This window comes from Arthrobacter alpinus (assembly GCF_001445575.1).
Classification (GTDB): Bacteria; Actinomycetota; Actinomycetes; order Actinomycetales; family Micrococcaceae; genus Specibacter; species Specibacter alpinus_C.
In genome coordinates this window covers 2023133-2041380 of record NZ_CP013200.1, presented here as the reverse complement: position 1 = coordinate 2041380, position 18248 = coordinate 2023133, and the positions used below count along the sequence as shown (strand labels likewise).

Annotated in this window: 18 protein-coding genes and 1 tRNA gene; 11 read left to right on the top strand and 8 right to left on the bottom strand. The window is 62.9% G+C overall.

From position 1 onward, the window contains the following. Window positions 1-36 precede the first annotated feature (36 nt). Both AS189_RS09040 and AS189_RS09035 read right to left on the bottom strand, forming a co-directional pair. Window positions 37-687 carry a response regulator transcription factor gene (locus tag AS189_RS09040; RefSeq protein ID WP_062287725.1) on the bottom strand — a complete coding sequence of 217 codons (651 nt, stop codon included), beginning with the start codon at window positions 685-687 and terminating at the stop codon, window positions 37-39. Then, window positions 678-2672 (bottom strand): sensor histidine kinase, encoded by a 1995-nt coding sequence (locus AS189_RS09035; protein ID WP_062287722.1) that lies wholly within the window; start codon window positions 2670-2672, stop codon window positions 678-680. Before AS189_RS09035 ends, AS189_RS09040 begins: the two co-directional genes overlap by 10 nt. 151 nt (window positions 2673-2823) lie before the next feature. Between AS189_RS09035 and AS189_RS09030 the strand changes: the two genes are divergently transcribed. Continuing rightward, the gene (locus AS189_RS09030; protein ID WP_062287720.1) at window positions 2824-3555 is read left to right on the top strand and encodes a hypothetical protein; all 732 of its coding nucleotides are present in this window, start codon (window positions 2824-2826) and stop codon (window positions 3553-3555) included. Between the two features lie 364 nt (window positions 3556-3919). Here AS189_RS09030 and AS189_RS09025 read toward each other — a convergent pair whose 3' ends face one another. Then, window positions 3920-4225 carry a hypothetical protein gene (locus tag AS189_RS09025; RefSeq protein ID WP_062287718.1) on the bottom strand — a complete coding sequence of 102 codons (306 nt, stop codon included), beginning with the start codon at window positions 4223-4225 and terminating at the stop codon, window positions 3920-3922. Window positions 4226-4257: 32 nt separating this feature from the next. Here AS189_RS09025 and AS189_RS20195 point away from each other — a divergent pair, with 32 nt between their 5' ends. Then, window positions 4258-4407 (top strand): hypothetical protein, encoded by a 150-nt coding sequence (locus tag AS189_RS20195; RefSeq protein ID WP_160320804.1) that lies wholly within the window; start codon window positions 4258-4260, stop codon window positions 4405-4407. A gap of 9 nt (window positions 4408-4416) precedes the next feature. After that, window positions 4417-4881 carry an SRPBCC family protein gene (locus tag AS189_RS09020; RefSeq protein WP_062287715.1) on the top strand — a complete coding sequence of 155 codons (465 nt, stop codon included), beginning with the start codon at window positions 4417-4419 and terminating at the stop codon, window positions 4879-4881. Here the strand turns inward: AS189_RS09020 and AS189_RS09015 are convergent. Beyond that, entirely contained in the window at window positions 4848-5966 is a 1119-nt protein-coding gene (locus AS189_RS09015; protein ID WP_062287712.1) for a flavin-containing monooxygenase, read from the bottom strand. The genes AS189_RS09020 and AS189_RS09015 overlap by 34 nt on opposite strands. Window positions 5967-6044: 78 nt before the next feature. Here AS189_RS09015 and AS189_RS09010 point away from each other — a divergent pair, with 78 nt between their 5' ends. Next, window positions 6045-6680: a TetR/AcrR family transcriptional regulator gene (locus AS189_RS09010; RefSeq protein WP_062287709.1), complete on the top strand. Its 636-nt coding sequence runs from the start codon at window positions 6045-6047 to the stop codon at window positions 6678-6680. A 118-nt stretch (window positions 6681-6798) separates the two neighbouring features. On the opposite strand, the gene AS189_RS09005 is transcribed toward AS189_RS09010, so the two are convergent. Further along, window positions 6799-7299, bottom strand: a complete 501-nt coding sequence (locus tag AS189_RS09005; protein WP_062287706.1) for a universal stress protein — start codon at window positions 7297-7299, stop codon at window positions 6799-6801. An 81-nt stretch (window positions 7300-7380) separates the two neighbouring features. Further along, complete coding sequence (locus AS189_RS09000) at window positions 7381-8343, bottom strand: putative protein N(5)-glutamine methyltransferase (protein ID WP_129587396.1); 963 nt, start codon at window positions 8341-8343, stop codon at window positions 7381-7383. Between the two features lie 40 nt (window positions 8344-8383). Here AS189_RS09000 and AS189_RS08995 point away from each other — a divergent pair, with 40 nt between their 5' ends. Then, the gene (locus AS189_RS08995) at window positions 8384-9094 is read left to right on the top strand and encodes a DNA alkylation repair protein (RefSeq protein ID WP_062287702.1); all 711 of its coding nucleotides are present in this window, start codon (window positions 8384-8386) and stop codon (window positions 9092-9094) included. A gap of 13 nt (window positions 9095-9107) precedes the next feature. Here AS189_RS08995 and mptB (AS189_RS08990) read toward each other — a convergent pair whose 3' ends face one another. Next, window positions 9108-10646: a polyprenol phosphomannose-dependent alpha 1,6 mannosyltransferase MptB gene (gene mptB, locus AS189_RS08990; protein ID WP_129587209.1), complete on the bottom strand. Its 1539-nt coding sequence runs from the start codon at window positions 10644-10646 to the stop codon at window positions 9108-9110. 413 nt (window positions 10647-11059) lie between these two features. Here mptB (AS189_RS08990) and AS189_RS08985 point away from each other — a divergent pair, with 413 nt between their 5' ends. The 3 genes from AS189_RS08985 (at window position 11060) to AS189_RS08975 (ending at window position 14965) form a co-directional block, all read left to right on the top strand. After that, the gene (locus tag AS189_RS08985) at window positions 11060-12370 is read left to right on the top strand and encodes a DUF2029 domain-containing protein (protein WP_082634178.1); all 1311 of its coding nucleotides are present in this window, start codon (window positions 11060-11062) and stop codon (window positions 12368-12370) included. A gap of 46 nt (window positions 12371-12416) precedes the next feature. After that, window positions 12417-13685 (top strand): glycosyltransferase 87 family protein, encoded by a 1269-nt coding sequence (locus AS189_RS08980; protein ID WP_062293329.1) that lies wholly within the window; start codon window positions 12417-12419, stop codon window positions 13683-13685. Between the two features lie 212 nt (window positions 13686-13897). Further along, window positions 13898-14965, top strand: a complete 1068-nt coding sequence (locus AS189_RS08975) for a hypothetical protein (RefSeq protein ID WP_160320803.1) — start codon at window positions 13898-13900, stop codon at window positions 14963-14965. Window positions 14966-15031: 66 nt separating this feature from the next. On the opposite strand, the gene mptB (AS189_RS08970) is transcribed toward AS189_RS08975, so the two are convergent. Beyond that, entirely contained in the window at window positions 15032-16549 is a 1518-nt protein-coding gene (gene mptB / locus AS189_RS08970) for a polyprenol phosphomannose-dependent alpha 1,6 mannosyltransferase MptB (protein WP_129587208.1), read from the bottom strand. Window positions 16550-16678: 129 nt separating this feature from the next. On the opposite strand from mptB (AS189_RS08970), the gene orn reads away from it, so the two are divergent. The 3 genes from orn to def all read left to right on the top strand — a co-directional run bounded on the left by orn (window position 16679) and on the right by def (window position 18207). Further along, entirely contained in the window at window positions 16679-17281 is a 603-nt protein-coding gene (orn, locus tag AS189_RS08965; RefSeq protein ID WP_082634177.1) for an oligoribonuclease, read from the top strand. Between the two features lie 162 nt (window positions 17282-17443). After that, window positions 17444-17516, top strand: a tRNA-His gene (locus AS189_RS08960). 118 nt (window positions 17517-17634) lie between these two features. Further along, complete coding sequence (gene def / locus AS189_RS08955; protein ID WP_062287690.1) at window positions 17635-18207, top strand: peptide deformylase; 573 nt, start codon at window positions 17635-17637, stop codon at window positions 18205-18207. Window positions 18208-18248 lie beyond the last annotated feature (41 nt).

Below are 18248 nucleotides of genomic sequence, written 5' to 3'. Positions count from 1 at the left end.
TCCAGGCAGTCTGTCGCGTTCAGACGGTCTGCCCCATCACCCCGCACAGTGCGATTCCAGATAGGCCACGACGGCCAGGACCCGGCGGTGATCGTCGGTGCCGAGGGGCAGCTCCAGCTTGTTCAGCACGCCGCTGACATGCGATTCAACGGTCCGCGGCGTCAACCACAGCCGGTTGGCAATGCCTGTGTTGGTCCGCCCTTCCGCCATGAGCGCCAGGACTTGGTGTTCCCGCGGCGTCAGCCTGGCCAAGCGGGCGTCGGCTCTACGCGCCCCCAGCAACTGCACCACCACGTCCGGGTCCAGGACCGTGCCGCCGTCGTGGACCCGTTGGAGGATATCCAGGAACTCCTCCACGTCCAGGACGCGGTCTTTGAGTAGATAGGCGAAGCAGCCAGAACTCAACAGCTGTTCCGCTATCCGAGGCTGGATCTGCTGGGTCAACAGGACGATGCCCAGCTGCGGGAATTCGGCCCGGGCACTCGCGGCGACCCGGGCGCCGTCGTCTGTCATCTCCGGCGGCATTCGGATGTCGAGGATGGCCAGATCCGGCTCGCACGTGCGGATCATGGCCAGAGAGGCTGCGGCGTCGGCTGCCGTGGCGGCAATCTCGTGGCCGGCGTCGGCCAGCAGCCGGGCCAGTCCATCCCGGAACAATGCCGAGTCCTCCCCAATGGCTAAACGCATGGCAGCGCCACCTCCACGAGGGTGCCGTGGCCCACCTGGCTGACGACGTTCATGGTGCCGCCCTGATCCCGCACGCGGTCCAGCAACCCCGCCAAGCCGCCACCTTTCCTGAGCACTGCTCCTCCGCCGCCATTGTCGGTGACACCAAGGCGAACAGTGGCCCCATCATGGTCCAGGGTGACGGCGATCTTGCTGGCCTGGGCATATTTTGCGGCATTGGCCACGGCTTCACTCGCGACGAAATACGCTGTGGTGCTGACCAGTTCCGGGATGGTGTGTCCCTGGGTCCGGCCCAGTTGCAGCTCGATGGGAAAAGGCGCCGTTTGGCACAGCTGTTCCAAGGCAGCAGGGAGCCCGGCGTTCAGACTGCTGGGCCGCACCCCATGGGCCAGCTGGCGGATCTCGGCCACCACGGTACCCAGCTCGGACACGGCACCATCAAGCACCCCGTGCAGCTGTTGCTGCTCCGTCCCCAAGTGGCGCTGCGCCAGTCGAAGCGCCATCCCCAAGGCAACCAGACGTTGTTGTGCACCGTCGTGCAGGTCCCGTTCCAGGCTTTGGCGCTCCACAAAGCTGGCGGCAAGGATGCGGGAGCGGCTGGCCGCCACCTCAGCCAACGCTTGAGCCAACTCCAGGCGCAGGCTCACGGGCACCATGGAGCGCGCCACAACAGCCAGTACTTCCTGATCAAGAATCAACCCTGAGGCGTGTTCGTTCCCGGGATCACGTCCGTAGTCAATCAGGCCCACAGGATGGCCTGCCACCACGACAGTTATGGCACCAGCTCCCAGGTGGACTGGCTCGCACCGGCTGTTGACCATGACTCCTGACCCCGGCAAAAGATAGCCCAACCGCAATCCGGGCCGCCCCAACGCACCCCGCAGACGTCCCTCCAAGGCTTCCGGGGGCGCAGCACCCACCTGGACATCGCGATCCAAAGCCGCCATGGCCGCCAGTGCCTGCCACCGCGTGGGATAGAGACGCCGGTCCACCCAACGAATCAGCCGCTTGTGAACAGGCACCATGACGAGCAGCAAGACCGCCGTGACGGCGGCCGTGAGTCCCACAGATTCATGCCCAATCATCACCCCGGCAATACCTGCCACAGCTGCCAGCACCGATAACGCCACGACGCCCAACCCGGTTGCCACGAGACCATTGGCCATAACCCTGTCCACATCGAACAGCTCGGCGCGGAACACGGCAACAGCCACCGCGGCCGGCAGCATCACATAGATCAGCACCAGCCCCACCATCACCACATCCGAGGTCCGCAACAGCAAGTAGCTGGCCCAGCACAGCACCAGGGTGGCCGGAATTAACACCCCCGCCGCGGCCAACCAGCGCATCTGCAGCCTTTCCGCCACGGGCGCTCGCCGGTACCGCAGTTTGAACCGCACCGCGCATGCCACGAGCACCGCCAGGAACACCGGCAGGAGCACTACCGCAACCAGATCGGCTCCGGGAATTAGTCCGTCCCGTGCCACCTCTGGGGGCGCCGAATCCACGGGACCCAGCGCAGCCAGGACACTAAAGAGCACCACGATGGCAGGCAGGGCTGCGGCCAGCCATCTGTCGGTTCTATGCACCAGCCTGCCGGAAGGGAATAGCAGCAGCAGCCACGCCCAGGGCAAGTAGTACAGCATCCAGCTGCCCTGCAGCAGCGCCACCGCCACCGCGCTGACGGGGAGGGATCCGGCGTCGTCCGTGGTGAGTTGCTGTGCCACGGAAAGATAGTTATCAGCGGCGGCCAATCCCACGGCAATCAGGCCTGCGAGCGCTAACAATAGGCCGATCCTGTTGTGCGGGCGCAACCACAGCAAAGCCACGCCTATGCCCACGGACGGCACACCGCTCAGCGCGGCTACGAGGAAAGCCAGCGCGGGAGGCTCCCCCGAGACCATGGCCGGCAGTGCGAATCCAATGGCCGCAACCCCGAGGGTACCCGCCACAAATCCGCCAACTGCGCCCCGCACCCACCGCATAATCCAGTGTATTCCCGCCCCAGCACGGCCGTCTTCAGGGCTACCACGGATTCTTATCCCGGTGCCAGCCACCTACTGCTCCGCCGCCCGCCGGACCACGCTTAATCCACCGGTCACAGCGGCCGGCACCCACGATTGACAGGAGCCGGCCATGAGCCGCACACAAGCAGTGAATTCCACCCACACCGCTGCACCGCCGGTCCGGGACCTGCGCCGCTTCTGGCGCATTGGCGCCGCGGTGCTCATCCCGCTGGGCCCGCTGGGCGTCACCATCGGTCGGGGCATCATGCCGTACTGGACGGACCAGTCCCCCGAGACCATCGTGGACAAGGTCTTGGCCAACCCGGACTCCATCACCGCGCTGAACTGGATGGGCCTGCCCCTCATGCCGGCTCTGTTGCTGGGCGCCCTGGCCATGGGCTTTGTGGCGCGCCTCCGCGCCCCCGTCTTGGCAACCGTGGGGGCGGGCCTGCTGTTTGTGTCCTGGGTTGGCACCACCAACACCGCCAGCACCGATTACCTGACAAGTCTGCTGGGCGGCAACGGATTCGATGCGGCACAGCTCGTGCACATCAATGCACTGATCATGGACGACCCCGTTAACGCCGCCGCCGGCATCTTCTGGCTGTTCGGCCATCTGGGCGGGATGATCGTGCTCGCTGTGGCCCTGGGCAAGGCTAAAGTGGTGCGGCCGTGGGTCTGGATCGCGCTCATCGCCTCCCAGCCCGTGCACTTCATTGCCGCCGTGGTGCTTCCCAGCCGGCTGCTGGATCTAACGCTCGGCTGGGGCTTGACCACCCTGTGCACGCTGATGGCCTCCGCCGCTGTCCTGAAGATGTCCGACGGCGAATGGGACCTTGCGCCGCGGCCCCGCCATGCGTGACGGGAACCTGAAGGGAACCTCATGACAAACCCCGGCCAAAGGCCCCACTGAAGGTGAGGCCGCGTCGCCCAGTGCCGCCCGGCACCGGGGAAGGCAAGCATCATGAACAACCCAACAGTCCCCGGCACGCCGGACCCGGCAGGAGCCTCGGGCTCAGGACTCGGGGGCAACCCCCGCGAACACAGCGAACACGGAACATAAGGAGCCTCGGGCTCAGGACTCGCGGGCAACCCCCGCGAACACAGCGAAACGGCAGCCGAACACAGGGACGGGCTGGACCTGCCGGAGATCCGGATGCACTCGCAGGCAGCGGCCGAGGCGCCCGACGAGTAGAAGGCCCGGGCCTTCAGCAGTCAGCCGGTCGCTAGTCCAGAGCCAGGCCCATGCGCGTCATGGTCGCCGTGATGCCCTTTTCCGGGCACCCGCCTCGGTGCTGCCAGTGGTGGCCGCCCTTGTGCAGGTCGGCCACGAGGTCCGGGTCTACACGGGCCAGGCGTACCGGGACGGGGTGCACGCCGCAGGGGCCACCTGGCTGGGGTGGGAGCACGCCCCCGACTTTGACGAAGTCAACCTTGCCGCCACCTTTCCTGCCCTGGCCGGACGCAAGGCCCCGCGGCAGCTCATGGCCAACCTTGAACACCTCTTCATCCGCACGGGAGCCGGGCAGCACCGGGACCTCATGGCGGCGTGGGGGGCCCGGCCGTGGGACCTCTTTCCCGCGCCATGGCCGCGATCGCGGCCGATCCGCGGTTTGCCGCCCGGGCAGCCGAGCTTGCCAGCCAGCTCAATTCCTTGTCGGCGCCGGAAGAAATTGTGCGGCTCCTTGAAGACTTGGTGGGTGCACAGGCATAGGCTGTCCCCATGTCCACTTTTAGTGTTTCCCGCAGCGCCTTCATCCCCGCCCCGGCAGAAGACATCTACCCACACGTCATCGGATTCAGAGGGTGGCTGAATTGGTCACCATGGGAAGGAATCGACCCGTCCATGCAACGCTCGTATTCCGGCCCGGTGGAGGGTGTGGGAGCCAAATACGCTTGGAAGGGCAACGGCAAGGCAGGCGCCGGCACCATGGAAATTGTTGAAGCGGCGGAGCCCTCGCGGATTGCACTTCGGCTGGAATTTACCAAGCCCATGAAGGCGGTCAACCCCACAACGTTCACGTTTGCCCCGGACGGCCACGGGACCACCGTCACCTGGACCATGACCGGGGAAAACAAAGGAATTGGCCGGGTTTTTGCCTTGTTCATAAACATGGACAAGCTGGTGGGCGGTGACTTTGAAAAGGGTCTGGCTCAGCTGGCCGCCGTGGTGGCTGCGCAGCGCTGACCGTCCCGCAGAGCGATGCGCGCGGCAACATGAGCGGCGTCCCGCCCAACACCGCCCAACAACGTGGACGTCAACCCGAACTGGAACGGCAGTCCCACAAAGAACAGGCCGGGAACTTCCGGAACCTCCCCGCGCACGGTGACGGGCCAGCCCCTGGCGTCCACGGGAATGCCCCTGCCCGGCAGGCCGCCCATCGGCGGGACGGCAATCCAGCCGTAATCGGGCCGGTAGCCGGTGGCCCACACGACTGTGGACACATCCAAGGCTGGCCGGTCCGCAAAAGCCGGCCGGCCGGCGTCGTCCACGTCTTCAAGACGCGGCAGGCGCTTGACACCGGCCTGTTCGGCATCGGCCAGGGACACCGAGATGAGCGGACCGCCCTGAGCCGTAAAGTCCCGGGCAATCTTGCGCCCCAGCGGCGTCCTGCGGGTCAGCACCTTGTTAATGAAGTGCCAATAGGCCCCGCCAGCATGCTTCAGGACGGGATCGGGAATGTGGAACGGCGCCCTGCCGGCCAGCCAGACCTGGCGTTCCCGGGCCAGTTCAAGGGCAATTTCCACGCCGGACGTTCCTGCCCCCACCACTAGGACGCTCCCGCTGGGAAGCTGGCCAGGATTCCTGTAATCGCTGCTGTGCAGCTGGTGGATGGCGGGGGAAAGCTGGCCCGCCACGTCGGGGACAAAGGGAATTTTCGTTGCGCCCGTGGCGATGACAACGTGGCGAGCAGTGAACTCCCCAGCCGAGGTGTCCAGCGTGAAGGCGGTGACGTCCGGGTGCACGGCAGCAACGGTGACCCCCGCCGTGACCGGCAGTCCGGCCGCATACGCTGCGAGATAGTCGGCCACCTGGTCCTTGGTGGGCAGCGCGCCCTGGTCCGCGGGGAATGCCATCCCCGGCAGCGAGCAGTACTGTGCCGGCGTGAACAAGCGCAGCGAGTCCCAGCGCCGCCGCCAGCTTTCTCCGGGGGAAGCTGCAGCTTCCAGAATCTCGGCGTCCATGCCACGTTCGCGCAACGCCCTTCCCACAGCCAACCCGGCCTGTCCTGCCCCAATGACAATGGTGCTGCTGCGCTTGGTTCCGTCCATGGCGACTCCTCTGGGAAACTGCAATGAAACTATTTCACTAGAATACGCTTACAGTGACTGGAATGATATTCTTTTTTTATGAGTAACGCAGTCAATCCGCCCGCGTCCCGGAGCCGGCGGCAGGTCCAGGCGGAAGAAACCCGCACGGTGATTGTGGCCGCCGCGAGAGAACTGTTCTTGGCCCAGGGCTACGTGCCAACGTCCATTGATGCCGTCGCCGTTCGTGCAGGCGTGGCCATCCAGACCATTTACAATTCCGTGGGCGGCAAGCCGGCGCTGCTCTCGGCCGTCCTGGACGCCGCCGTGGCCGGGCCCAACGCCCCGGCGTCCGTGCCGGAATTCATGAAAGAACGCATGTCCCGGACCACGGATGTGGCCGGTGCCATCGGTGTCCTGGCTGACTGGTTTACCGAAGGTCTGCCCCGCAGCCACGCAATTTTCACTGCCATCAGTCAGGGAGCCGCCGTCGATCCTGCCGTGGCCGCGCTGCGGGACGCGCGGGCCATGCAGCGGCTCCACAACTACCGCCAGGCGGCCGCAGCGATTCGCCAGCGCGGCGGACTGTCCAATGGCATGTCCGACGATGACGGCGCCGCGGTGATCTTTGCCCTGGGCCACCCCGATACCTACGCCTCGCTGGTGCACACCGCCAACTGGGACGTGGTGCGCTACCGGGACTGGGTTCATGCGGCCCTGCTCGGTGCCTTGAGCTAGGCGAGGGAACGCCCCGGAAATTTCGGCCTGGGGTCAGGGCTTCTGTGGCCGCCCGCGGCACCGCCAAAGTGGCCGGTGAAGGTGTGGCCCGTACAGGTGGCACTGTGCTCCGCGATGATCAGCCGTGCAACGGCCGGTGCGCATCAGCGCGGGGAATGGCCAGCACGGGGACCCGCTGGGTTGCCAGCAGCTTGCGCACCACCGAACCGGTCAAGGCCTCGTTGACCCCCGCCAAGAGGCCGGGGCGGCGGGCACCCACAACAATGACGGCCGCATTCACGGCCTCCGCCAACCGGCCCAGCGCCATGGCCGGATCCCCGCCCAGGATCCGAAAGCTCCCCTGAAGCCGGGTTTCCGCCAAAACGCTCTCGAGCATCGGCCCCAGCTCCCGGACGTCGAGGGCCGCGTCATCCTCCGGATCGAGAGCCCGTTCCATGGATTGACCCAGAACACTGCCGCTGGGGTCCCATTCAATGAGGTAGCTGCCTGGATCAACATAGGCCCCCACAAGTGCTGCTCCTGTGGCTGCGGCCAAAGCCACCGCGGATTCCAAGACTGCGGGATCTTGTCCCGGCACCAGACCTACCACTACCGAGCCTCGTCCGAAGAGTGCTTTCATGGCGTCCCCCTTGCTGATCAGGGCCCGTCCGGTATGCCGGGGTATTCCCATCTTCCCGTATCGGCAGGCAATGCGGAAGACTCACCGCTCACCCGGCAAAAAGGCATTCACCAGGTGTCCTGTGACCACCGTCGCGTCAGATTCTTCCCGACGACGCCAGGACACTTCGAAGCCATGGGCGGACAGGATGCGCTGGCTTTCCCGCGCCTGCCGCGCGCTGCTTTCCAGTAATAAAGTTCCGCCCGTGCGAAGCCAGCGCGGCGCCTCGGCAGCAATCCTCCGGTGCACCTCTAAACCGTCGGCGCCGCCGTTGAGGGCAGCGTGAGGTTCGTAGATGCGAGCCTCGGCGGGCAGGAACGCGATGGCCCCCGAGGGAACATAGGGCGCATTGGCCACGATCAGATCGATCCTGCCACACAGTGATTCCGGGAGGGCTGCGAACAGGTCCCCGCAATAGGCCTTCCCGTGGACCACGGCAATATTGGCTGCGGCACAGGCTACGGCTGCTGAGTCAATGTCGCACGCATGCAGCTCGCAGCCGGCCCGCGCAGCACTCTCAGCACTCCCGGCACTCCCGGCACTCTCTTGTTGCTCCACTGCGTGAGCCAGAGCCGCACCGACGGCTCCACTGCCACAACACAGGTCAAGGACAACAGGCCGGTGGGAGCCAATCCTCTGCGTTGGGGTGCTGGCCAGGGTTGACTGCTGAGGAACGTGGCTCACAGGACGTCCGGCAACGAGGAGGTCGTCGGCGGACAGTACGGCGAGCGCTCGCTCCACCAGAAACTCGCTACGTCGTCGTGGGACAAAGACCCCTGGCACTACACGCATACGCAATCCGCAGAATTGGGCCCACCCTACAATGTGTTCAAGTGGCTGGCCCTGGACTCGACGTGCCAGCATGTCCGCCAGCTCAGCGGTAGACGCTGCCGCCTCAAGCAGGATGGCAGCTTCCTCCTCAGCAAAGACACAACCGGCATGGCGCAGCGCGGCAACAAGCATTCCTTCTGGCATTCCTTCGGGCGTCGTTGCGCGATCCTGCATCACAACCACATGGTAGCCCCACCACAGCTACGCTGGAGGAATGAGCGCAGTAGTTTTATCCCCAGAACATGGACTCCCCAACACAGCTTTCCTGCAGGCTCTGGGCCCGGGTTTGGCCGCGGTATCCATCCCTGACAAGGCTGCAGGCATGGCCCTCTATATGAAATCAGCCATGCCGTACCTGGGCGTGCCCTCCCCTGCAGTTCGCAAAACGGTGCGGGCGCTCACCAAGGAACACCCGTTCACCAGCGTTGGCGAGCTTCATGCCACCGTCACCCAACTTTGGGCTGGAGCCAGCTACCGTGAGGAACGCTATGCCGCCATCATGCTCACCGATTCCAAGCTAGGCCGTGGCGAGCCAGCGCTCCTGCCGTTTTACGCCGTCGTGATTCAGACAGGACAATGGTGGGATTATGTGGATTCCGTGGCGCCACGGCTGTGCGAACTACTGCAACAGGACCGCTCAACGATGGAACCGCTGCTGCGTGACTGGAGCAGGCACGCCAATTTTTGGTTCCGCCGGGCGGCCATCATTGCCCAGCTGGCAGCAAAGTCAGCCACAGACACCCAACTGCTCAGCGACGTGATTGGCCCCAACTTGGGGGACCGAGAATTCTTCATCCGTAAAGCCATTGGCTGGGCCCTGCGTCAGCATGCCAGAACGGATCCTGACTGGGTGCGCCACTACGTTGCCGCCCACGAAAGCCAACTCAGCCCGCTCTCACGCCGCGAGGCCCTCAAGCACTTCTAGTTGAGCTGGCGGTTCAACTGGCGCCGTCCCGAGCGGCAGCGATTTCCCATTTCGGCACAAACAGGCCGCGTGTTTTCTTATCCCCAAACATGACGAACAAAACGCTCGCCAAGCCCACCACAATGGCCACGGTCCGCACCAACACCACGGGAATCCATGGGAAGACGCTCAACTGGTCAGTCAATGCGATCAAGGTGAAGAAGGCGCTCAGATACAGCACTGTGCGCATCTGCCAGCCTTCCTTGATCCCCGTCATGGCAAAGAAAGCCAACAGCCACAGCATGTACCAGGGCTGGATCATGGAGGCCATCAGCACCACGGCAGCAAACGCCCACGCCATGCGCCGCATGACGGCCTGGCTGTAAAGTTGCGCTTCGTCGAGGACGGGAGTGCCGCCGTCGGACTCTTCAGAGAAGGGGACGGCAGGGGTCTTGACCGGCAGGAACGCCAAGGCCATGACGATCAGGATCGAGGCCAGCTGGCCAATGGTTTTGATGATGTCGGTGACGGTACCACCGGGCCCGCCGAAGAGGGAGATGACGAAGCCCACCGTATTGGAGAGCAGGCCAACGGGGGCGTACCAAATCCAGACGGTGCCGGGTGTTTGCAATGCTGCCAGCCACCCGAAGCCGAGCCCATTGATGGCGCCCATAGCCGCCATGATGGCCGCGGAGATGCCCAGTGTGGCTGCCCAGAAGCTGAATTTGCGCACCCATCCTGCCCGCGAACCTGCCCAAAGCAGGCCAACGAACGGCAGGGCAATCAAGGTGATCGGTTTGATGGCGATGGAGGCTGTGACCAACACGATCCCTAGCAGCGGGCGCTTAGCGGAGGCGAAGTAGAGGCCGGCCACCACCAGTCCGAGCATGAGTGAATCGTTGTGCACGCTGCCAATGAAATTGATCAGCACCACGGGGTTCAGGACTACCAGCCAGAGGGCGCGTTGTGGGTTGAAGCCGTGGCGGGCGGCCAGTTTAGGAACATAGATGGCCAGCAGGATCACGCCCACCAAGCAGGCGATCCGGAAGGGAATCAACGCAATTTCGGGACTGTTCGCCGGTATCAGGACGGCAAATTGCTCCAGCCAGAGCCAGAGCGGGCCGTACGGCGTGGGCGCCTCGGTCCATAAGGTGTCCGGGCCCAGTAAAAAGTAGTTGTTCAGAGCTGAAATGCCATCAGTATAGGGATTCAATCCCTGTTGCATGAGCCGTCCCTGGCCAATGTAGGCGTAGGAATCGCGGCTAAACAACGGCAAGGCCAGCATCATGGGGGCAACCCAGAGAATCAAGGCCTTTTTCAGGACGGGTGCGCTCTTCTCATCCCAGCCGGCCAGATGTTGGCGCAAGCGCAACCAGGCACGCAACATCAAGGCCGCACCCAGGCACAACAACACCGTGGTGGTGATAACTGCCACTGGAGTGGTCCGGGCCAGAATGAACAGCGGATTCCGGATCAGCACCGAACTGCTGGCCAGCCAGCCCACGCCCAAGGAGCCCAGAAGAAGCATCACGGAGCCTGCAAAACCCTGCCAGACGGCGGAATTAGCAGTCACTGGACGGAGCCACAACTTGCTTAACACCTTGGCGTTCACCTCCGGCTGGGCACTGCGAGTGCTGGTCAAGAACTAACTCCTGAATGTGTTCCACCCGTTGAGGTGGGAATGACTGGTCTGCGCTTGCGCGGCTCTTGACCGGGTAGCAAAGGGCCGCTGCGCTAATATGAAAACAGCCGCGGACTTCCGTTCTTGGCATTCTACCCACTCCAGCAGGGTAGGTCGTTGGAAAGACGCCACGCTACTGAGCGCGTCTACACCACCTTGGCACCGCTTACGGTCCAAGCCCAGACCGCCCCACTCATGAGAAGGACCGGACCATCTCCACGGACAAACTCTTTGCCGCCCTCACCCGCTCCCGGGATGCGCTGCTTCCCGCACGGACCCAGAACTGGCTGAAAACGCCACGCGGCATGTGGACCGTTTTTGGTGCGGTTCACCTGATTTTCCTTGTTCTAGCAGGCCTGCTGTCGCTGCGCGGTGAGGCGTTTAGCGACACCTTCATCTACCGCATCTGGGCTTCAGTGGACTTTGACGGCACCCGAGTAGAAGGTCCCAGCCCCTGGGTCTACCCCATTTTGGCGCTGGTCCCCATGGCTGTGGCCTACATCTTCGGCCCAGCTCCGTTCCTGTTTATCTGGGTTCTGATGATTGCCGGGTTGAACGCACTGGCCGTGGGCAAGCTCACCAGCTGGGGCCGCAACCGCAAGGCCATCCCAGCGGCTCTGTGGTGGATCGGCTTCACCACTTTGCTGGCCTGGCTCGGCTTTGCCCGGGTGGACGGGCTGACGGCTCCCGTGGTCTTGATCGCCCTGTGCTTCGGTGTGGCCAGCCCGTTCCTTACTTCCTTCATCCTCAGCGTGGCCACGTGGACAAAAGTCTGGCCGGCCGCCGTCGTGCTTGCGCTTTTCACCGTCGTCAAACAACGCGTGCAGGTGGTGCTGGCCGGCGTGCTGGTCACCGCGTTCGTGCTGGGACTGGCCCTGGCCATGAACGCCTTGCCGCTGCTGTTGAATTTCCTGCTCGAGCAGGGCGATCGCGGCATGCAGCTCGAGGCCACGTTCACCACGCCGTGGCTGTGGATGAGCGTGCTGGGCATTGGCGGGGCGCGCATGTACATGAATCGGGATATCAACTCCATGCAGGTGGACGGGCCGGGTTCTGAGGTCATGAGCGTCCTCATGCAGCCCCTGCTCATTGCCGCAGCCCTCCTTGTCGCGGCCCTGGTTTTCTGGGCGCTGCACACCGGCAAACGCAATGGTGGCGCCGACCGCACCGCCCTGCTGCTGTTCGGCTCGCTCGCCCTGGTCACCGCGTTTGTGGTGTTCAACAAGGTTGGCTCGCCCCAGTTCATGGTGTGGCTGGCCCCCGCGGTCGCCGTCGGCCTGGCCCATCAGTGGAAGGCCTGGCGCGTCCCGGCCACCATGCTGATCTGCGTGGCCGTGCTGACCTTCCTGGTCTACCCGCTCTTTTACGACGCCCTCTCCCACAACAACGCCGTCATGGCCGCCGTGCTGACGTTGCGCAACCTGCTGCTGATCGTCTTGTTCGTGTGGAGCGTGCGCCAGCTGTTCATCATGGGCCGCAATCCCCTCGCCATTCCCAGGCACGACGCCGGAGCCTCCTCCGCAGTGTCGGTCACGCCCGCCGTGGTTGAGAGCGGTAACGCCGGCGCTGGTTCCGCTGAGCCCGTGACCACCGATCCTTCTAACAAGGAGCTCTAAGATTTCTGCGCCGGTGCCGTTGTTTGAGCGATTGTTGGAACGTGCCTTGACCGTGCGGGGGCGCATTCTGCCGCCGGCGGCCATCGCCTGGTTCCGGACCCCAGTCAGCGTCTGGTGGGGCTTCGCAGCAGTTCACGGCTTCTTCTTCGCGTGGATGTTCAGCTTCATTGTCCACGGCAACACCTTCAGCGACACCGAGCAATACCGGCAATGGGCGCTGTTGGGTTACAACCCCTCATCGTTGGGCGAGACGATCAGCCCGTGGGTTTATCCCCTACTTGCACAGCTGCCCATTTTTGCTGCCAACATCTTTGGCCCATCCCTGTATTTACTGGGTTGGACGCTGATCATCATTGCCCTGAACGCCGTGGGATTGGCCTTCTTGACCCGCGGCAAGCGCGCGGTCAGTGGCATTGCGCCTGCGTGGTTCTGGCTGTTCTTCACCCTGTTCATGGGGTTCCTCAGTTTTGCCCGGGTGGAGGGCATCACCACATCGCTGGTACTGATCGCGCTGCTCTACGCGGTTGAACGGCCCGTGGTGGCCGCATTGCTGCTCTCGGTGGCCACCTGGATCAAGGTCTGGCCGGCGGCGGTCATCGCTCCCCTGCTGATTGCCAGCGCTAAACGCGTTCAGGTTTTCCTCACCGGGGTGGCTGTTAGCGCTGCCGTTGCGGTGTTCGCAGTCCTGACCGGCGCGGGCTCGCACCTCTTGGACTTTGCTATTAATCAAGGCGATCGCGGTATGCAGCTTGAGGCCACGTTCTCCACACCGTGGGTCTGGCTCAGTGTGTTCGCCCTTGGCGGGTCCAAGATTGCCGACAACGTGGCCATCAACTCCACTGAGGTTTACGGTCCGGGGGCAGAGGTTGCAGCCTTCTTGATGCAGCCACTGCTGATCGTGGCGGCCCTGGCTGGTGCTGTGCTGATGATCTGGGCGTTGCGCCGCGGAGCTGAGCGCCAGGAACTGCTGCTGGAGGGCTCCCTGCTGATGGTGACTGCGTTCATCGTGTTCAACAAGGTGGGCTCCCCGCAGTTCATCATTTGGCTGCTGCCAGTGGTGGTTGCCGGCTTGGTGCATAGCTGGGAACGTTGGAAAATCCCAGCCACACTCTTGATGGGCATCGCCTTCACCACGTTCATCATCTACCCGTTGTTTTACACGCCGTTGATCCATGCGAACCCGATCATGGCAGCCGTGCTGACCATCCGGAACGTGTTGCTGGTGACGCTGCTGGTGTGGGCTGTGCGCCGCACGGTGGAGTTGGGCCGCACCGCAACACGCGCTGCCGCTCCGAAGCAAGCACCGGCTCTGTAGCGACGCCCCGCCCTTCGCCGAGGTAGCGGATCGGCGTCGAGACCCGCCGTTGCCAGTCACCGTTTCGGCGCTGACCCGCTACCTCGGCATAACGCCGGTGAGAGTACACACCTGCCTGGCATCAGCCATCGCGCGGCCCGTTATCCACAGGCTCGAAAATGGGTCTGGTCGTCGCGTGAAATGACAGCCACGCTTGAGCAATGACCACCTCAATGGCAAACAATAACCAGGCCGCTCGCGAGGCAAGCGATAAACAGGCCGTGCCGGCGACGACAGGGGCCAAGGGCCTTCATCTCGTATCGGGCGGCCAGCCAGATCCAGCAGAGTCGCCGCCGCGGGCATCATCAGGGTTTCAGGGACGACTGCCCGCCAATGAGCACGCATGGCGCACCCGGCAGCTCAACGATTCCGGGCTCAACGCCGATGCCATCAATACACTCGTCGGGACCGGTGTACTTCTTCGCGTCCGCCGCGGCGGCTATGTCAGGACCACCTATTGGGATTCCCTCACCTGGTTGGGTCAGGAGAAGGCCCGCATCTTCCTGCACGCCCACACGGCCGTGGCGAGTGAGCGTACTCGTTCCGTCTATAGCCACGCCTCGGCCGCCCGCTTGCATGGGCTGCCCTTGTGGAAGGCCGATAATTTCATCCACATCACGCGGGCAGGAAAGAGCAGTACCGCCGAGAAGGCGTCCGACGTCCGGGTCCACTGCTTGCAACTTCGCGATGATGAGTGCACCGTCATTGATGGGCTTCCCGTCACCAATCTGCTGCGCACCACAGTGGACTGTGCACTGACCATGAACTACCAACAAGCCCTGATCCTCATGGATCATGCCCTGCGCAGTGGCATTCACCGCGCAACGTTGGAAAGGGAAGCGCAGGCTCTCGACGGGCACCGCGGCATCCGGATATTCCGTGCAGCCCTCAATTTTGCCTCGGCGTTATCAGAATCGGCAGGTGAATCACTGACACGTGATCTCATCCGCATATGCGGCATTGAACCGGCCCACTTGCAGTTCACCGTCTCCACCCGCAAGGGGCTCTATCGCGCAGATTTTGCCTGGCCCGCTTACAAGGTGATCCTCGAGTTCGACGGCGCCGGGAAATATTTCAATTACCGCCCCACCCAGGAAGTCTTGCGCGATGAACGCATCCGCGAGAACTGCCTGATTGAGCTCGGCTGGAGCATCATCAGGATCGAATGGGCGGATCTATTCAATGAGCACGCCTTCAAAACCAGGCTTGTGGCTGCCCTGCGCAAGGGCGGCATGAAGTGATCACGTCGAGGTAGCGGGTAGGCGTCGAGACCCACCGTTGCAAGTTGCCGTCTCGGCGCGGACCCGCTACCTCGGTGTGACAAGCGGGAAGTCCGTCTCGGCTTCCCGGCTGAATATCAACGTGCGAGTGTGCCCATCCACCACCAGTAGGTACAGGACGCCGGCCAGGGCCACCGCCATGGACAGTGCGCCAGTACCCACCGGGAGCGCCACAAAGCCCCATACAAATAGCTGGTCTTGGGCCCCGAACACCACAAAGAAGGCAATCACCACATAGCAGGCCTTGATCTGCCAGTTGTTGCGAATGCCTGTCACTGCCAAAAAAGGCAGGAACCACAGGATGTACCAGGGTTGAATGATGGGAGCCAGGAGCACGACGGCGGCCATCGCCAACCCCATCCGTCGCACCACCTGCTTGGGGTCGCCGCGGAGTATCAAAACCATGGCCAAGATGATGCTCAGTGCCGTGAGAATAGTCCGGAACCCATTTCCGACGGCCCTACCGTCGAGCCCCAGGGCATTGCCCAGCACCTCCGCCATTTGGCCGCCAAAGCCCGACGGAGAATACCCTGTATAGCCTGAGTTTCCATCGAGCAACGCCCACGTCCAACCGAAACCGAGGTTGCTCGGCAGGCCCATGAGCCACAAGAGTGCAAGACTCAATGACCCGGTCCCTGCCCACAACGCAAGGCGCCGTCCCCATCCGGCACCCTGCCCGGCCCACAGCAACCCAATGAACGGCAGCAGGACAATCGTGATGGGCTTGATGGCAATGGACGCGGTTACGAGAACCACGCCCAATATTCCCCGGCGGGTGGCGGCACAATAAGTGCCTGCCACGGCCAACCCCAGCATGAGCGCATCATTGTGTCCGCTGGCCACGAACGATATCAAGAACAGCGGATTCGCCACAGAGATCCAGAGCGCCCGTGCGCCGTCTAGCCCATGCAGTGCAGCAAGCTTTGGCACATAAATAACACAAAGCACCACACCAACACAGGCAATTGCACGGAACAACAACACGGAGATGTCCGGCTGACCGCCAGTAATGGCCACCACGCCGCGGCTAAGCCACAGAAACAAGGGCCCGTAAGGGGTCCGGTTTTCAGCCCATGATGGATCGGTCCCGAGCATGAACCAGTTGCTGAGCGAGGAGATGCCTGTGGTGTACGGGTTTTGCCCAGCGGCCATGAGCCTGCCCTGGCCCGTATAGGCGTAAACGTCTCGTGAAAAAATGGGAACGGCAATCAGCAGCGGCATGCCCCACAACACAATGGCGCAGACAACCGTGCGCAAAGAACCAGTTTTCCAGCCGCTGAGCCGTTGACCCAGCCGCAGCCAGGAACGCAGCAAGAAGATGGCGCCCAGGGTCAGCATGATGGTTGAGGTGATGACCCCTACGCCTTCCGTGCGCATGTCAATCACCAATTGATTGCGGATCATGGGCGAGCCATTAGCTATCCACCCCACGCCTACCGATCCAAGCAAGATCAGCAGGGAAGCAATAAACCCTTGGAGCAAGGCAATCCATGGCCGTTGCCCACCACGATCCATCTGGACGGGGACGGACGGTGTGTTACTCATCCTGGGGTCTCCGGCCGTCGCAAATACGTTTTTATCAACAGGTCTTATGATCAGGGCCACACTGCAGTCCTGAAGCCCCAATTTTAGCGCACGCGGTGGCGGGAGGCCGGTTAGCGGTACATTGGACAGGTGGCTATTACTAATGAACGCATTGTATGGATTGACTGTGAGATGACCGGCCTAGATGCCGTTAACGACGCCTTGATCGAGGTGGCGGCCCTGGTCACAGACTCCGAATTGAACATTTTGGGCGACGGCGTGGACGTTGTCATCAAGCCCAGCGATGAGGCCTTGGCCCAGATGGGTGACTTTGTGCGCAACATGCACACCACCTCCAAGCTGCTGGACGAATTGGCCGGCGGCACCACCATGGAAGACGCGCAGGAGCAGGTCCTCGCCTACATCCGCAAGCACGTGCCCGTGGCCAACAAAGCCCCGCTGGCCGGCAACTCGATTGGCACCGACAAGGTGTTCTTGGCCCGCGACATGCCCGAACTTGTGGAGCACCTGCACTACCGCGTCATCGACGTCTCCACCATCAAGGAGCTCTCACGCCGCTGGTTCCCGCGCGCCTACTTCCAGTCCCCGGCAAAAACCGGCAACCACCGGGCACTCGGTGACATCATCGACAGCATCAACGAGCTCAAGTACTACCGGGAGGCAGTGTTTGTGCCGGCGCCGGGCCCTGATACCAACACGGCCAAGAAGATTTCCGCAAAGTTCTCGGGATAAATTCCGCGTCTTTTAGCGTTTCTACTGCCGCCGTGACGCGATCTAGATCACATATTGACCAAAAGCGGCATTTTTGGTTTTGACCCCCCTTGGAGATCAGGTAGAGTAGTCGTCGTTGCCGCAAGCACGGAGGATCAAACTTCCAAGCTCACGGCGGACATGGTGGGATTAGCTCAGTTGGCAGAGCGCCTGGTTGTGGTCCAGGAGGTCGCGGGTTCAACCCCCGTATCTCACCCCTTATGTGGTTTGTTATGAATCACGAACAACACCCCGGTCAATTGATCGGGGTGTTTTTCATTGCCTGAACGCGCTAGAACGTGAAAAAAGTTTTCGAGCTTGAAAAGGAACCAGTCATGACCATTCGCCCTGTAACCATCTTGGGTGAGCCCGTGCTCCACCGCCGCGCCGATGAGGTCCAAGCCTTTGACGCGTCCCTCGCGGAGCTGGTGGCTGACATGTTCGAGACCATGGACGCCGCCCATGGCGTTGGCCTGGCGGCCCCGCAAATCGGCGTAGGTCTGCGCCTGTTCACCTATGAGCTGGAGAACGACGACGACGTTCCCGCCCGCGGTGTGGTGATCAACCCCACGCTCACCGTAGGAAAAATTTCCGGAAACCCGCCCAGCGTGGATGACGAGGTAGAGGGCTGCCTGTCAGTTCCGGGCGTCGATTTTCCGCTCAAGCGCGCCGATTGGGTCCGCGTTCGCGGCTTCGATGTTGACGGCAACGCTTTAGATTTTGAGGCCACTGGCTGGTTTGCCCGCTGCATGCAGCACGAATACGATCACCTTGACGGCAAGCTCTACGTGGACAAGCTCAACGCCCGCTACTCCAAGAAGTCCAAGCGTTCAGTCAAGAACAATGGCTGGGGTGTGCCGGGACTGACGTGGATGCCCGGCGTGGACCCTGACCCGTTCGGCCACTAATCCCCAATTCCTCCCCAACCTCGTTCCTCGGCCGGGGCCCC